Origin of the sequence: Alteromonas sp. 5E99-2 (assembly GCF_017368475.1) — a bacterium.
Lineage (GTDB): Bacteria > Pseudomonadota > Gammaproteobacteria > Enterobacterales > Alteromonadaceae > Alteromonas_F.
In genome coordinates this window covers 1-426 of record NZ_JAFNJE010000084.1, presented here as the reverse complement: position 1 = coordinate 426, position 426 = coordinate 1, and the positions used below count along the sequence as shown (strand labels likewise).

Below are 426 nucleotides of genomic sequence, written 5' to 3'. Positions count from 1 at the left end.
AAGCGAACAACTATCCGCTCGACACAGGCGATTTTGCTGATCGCGGCAAAGGGGCGGGGCTTGGCGCGAACCTCAATATCCCACTGCCCCCCGGCACCGGTCACACCGGGTATTTGGAAGCGATGGACGCACTCGCCCTGCCCGCCATACGCGATTTTGCCCCAGACGTGCTGATTGTAGCCTGCGGTTTTGACGCGGCAGCCAACGACCCACTGTCGCGCATGATGGCCCACCAAGGGACATTTAGCGCGATGACCCGCCAAGTCATGGACCTGACGGCAGACATCTGCGACGGCAAACTACTGATGGTTCACGAGGGCGGTTATTCAGAAATCTACGTCCCGTTCTGCGGCCACGCTGTCTTGTCCGAAATGTCTGGCAGTGCGATCACGGCCCCAGACCCTTACGGCGAGACGTGGATCAAGC

Annotated in this window: 1 pseudogene; it reads left to right on the top strand. The window is 60.1% G+C overall.

Going from position 1 to position 426, the window contains the following annotated elements:
- A pseudogene (locus tag J3L16_RS16000) lies at window positions 1–426 on the top strand (class II histone deacetylase); the annotation flags it as partial.